This is a genomic window from Streptomyces sp. NRRL B-24572, from assembly GCF_002156145.1.
Lineage (GTDB): Bacteria > Actinomycetota > Actinomycetes > Streptomycetales > Streptomycetaceae > Streptomyces > Streptomyces vietnamensis.
In genome coordinates, this window is sequence record NZ_MWIG01000610.1 from 1 (window position 1) to 2,044 (window position 2,044).

Annotated in this window: 2 protein-coding genes and 1 pseudogene; all 3 read left to right on the plus strand. The window is 72.9% G+C overall.

Features of this window, described 5'->3' with window-relative positions; genetic code table 11:
- Nucleotides 1-356 (plus strand): annotated as a pseudogene (locus CCN56_RS31520) (hypothetical protein); the annotation flags it as partial.
- 20 nt (nt 357-376) lie between these two features.
- A complete protein-coding gene (locus CCN56_RS31525) occupies nt 377-1,438 on the plus strand; it encodes a TrkA family potassium uptake protein (RefSeq protein ID WP_256962279.1) in 1,062 nt (353 codons plus the stop codon).
- A gap of 48 nt (nt 1,439-1,486) precedes the next feature.
- Nucleotides 1,487-2,044: alcohol dehydrogenase catalytic domain-containing protein (locus CCN56_RS31530; RefSeq protein WP_143664678.1), on the plus strand; the 558-nt coding region annotated here is incomplete at its 3' end.

Here is a 2,044-nt window from a genome sequence, read left to right on the forward strand (position 1 = left end):
GGACGGGACCGCAGCGTGGTCGCCAGGACGGCGGCGCGCGTCGCGAGCAGCGCCCCGAGGTTCAGCTCGCCCTTCACCCCACCCTGGAGGCCGATGACGACCAGGCCCCCGTTCTCGACGAGGTGCACGGGCATCCGTACGACACCCGGCTCGTCCCGGTCGTCCGCCGGGGCGAGCAGCTCGTTCCGCTGCACTACAACGGGCCGGCCATGCTCCGGGGCATCGCCGTCGCGGACGGCATGGCCGTCGTCCCGCCCGGCGGCGCCCGGCCCGGCCAGGAGCTGGACGTCCTCGACCTTCCCTGGCCGCCGACCTCGGGCGCCGTACCGGCCGCCCAGGGAGCGTGTTTCACGTGAAACTTCCCAGCCGTGACGTGATGGCCCGCGAGGCGGACGAGCGGGTCTCGGGCTCACGGGTCCAGCTGCCCCGCCGGGTCGTCGAGAGGCCGCTGCGCCAGGTCGGCAAACGGCTGCTCATGGCGCTCGGCGTGCTGGTCGTGACGGTCCTCATCGTCTACGCCGACCGCGACGGCTACCACGACAACGCCGACGAGACGCTCGACTTCCTCGACTGCGTCTACTACGCGACCGTGACGCTCTCCACCACCGGATACGGCGACATCGTCCCGTACAGCGACACGGCGCGGCTCGCCAACATCCTCCTTGTCACGCCCCTGCGCGTGCTGTTCCTGATCATCCTGGTCGGCACGACTCTCGAGGTCCTCACCGAGCGGACCCGGGAGGAGTTCCGGCTGAACCGCTGGAGGTCCACCTTGCGCGACCACACCGTCATCGTCGGTTTCGGGACGAAGGGGCGGTCCGCGATCCAGACGCTCTGCGCGACCGGGCTCCGCAAGGACCAGATCGTCATCGTCGACCCCTCCACCAAGGTCATCGAGACGGCGAACGCGGACGGATTCGTGGGTGTCATCGGCGACGCGACCCGCAGCGACGTGCTGCTCCGCGCCGAGGTGCAGCGGGCCCGGCAGATCGTCATCGCCACCCAGCGCGACGACACGGCGGTCCTGGTCACCCTCACGGCACGCCAGCTCAACAAGGGCGCGAAGATCGTCGCCGCGGTCCGCGAGGAGGAGAACGCGCCGCTGCTCCGCCAGTCCGGCGCGGACGCGGTCATCACCAGCGCCAGCGCCGCCGGGCGCCTGCTCGGCCTGTCCGTGCTCAGTCCCAGCGCCGGCACGGTGATGGAGGACCTCATCCAGCAGGGCTCGGGCCTCGACCTCGTGGAGCGGCCGGTGACCAAGAGCGAGGTCGGCAAGAGCGTGCGGGAGACCGGCGACCTGGTGGTGAGCGTGCTCCGCGGCCACCGGCTGCTCGGTTACGACGACCCCGCGGCCAGCCCGCTCCAGCTCACCGACCGGGTGATCACCATCGTGCGCGCCGCGCCGGTGACCCCGCTCTCCACGCCGCCGGAGGACTGACCCCGCGAGACCGGGCCCGGGGGCCACGGCCGGAGTAGCCTCGCCGCCATGTATGCGATCACGATTCCGGAACCCGGTGGGCCCGAGGCCCTCGTCTGGGCCGAGGTGCCCGATCCCGTACCCGGCGAGGGCGAGGTCCTCGTCGAGGTGGTGGCGAGCGCGGTCAACCGCGCCGATCTGCTCCAGCGCCAGGGCTTCTACGACCCGCCGCCCGGCAGCTCCCCGTACCCCGGTCTGGAGTGCGCGGGCCGGATCGCCGCGCTCGGCCCGGGGGTCTCCGGCTGGGCCGTCGGCGACGAGGTGTGCGCGCTGCTCGCCGGCGGCGGCTACGCCGAGAAGGTCGTGGTCCCGGCCGGTCAGCTGCTGCCGGTCCCGGAGGGCGTCGACCTGACCACGGCCGCCGCGCTCCCCGAGGTCGCCTGCACCGTCTGGTCCAACATCTTCATGCTCGCCCACCTGCGGCCGGGCGAGACGCTGCTCGTGCACGGCGGGGCGAGCGGCATCGGCACGATGGCGATCCAGCTGGCGAAGGCGGTCGGCGCGAAGGTGGCGGTCACCGCCGGAGGCCCCGAGAAGCTGGCGCGCTGCGCCGAGCTCGGCGCGGAC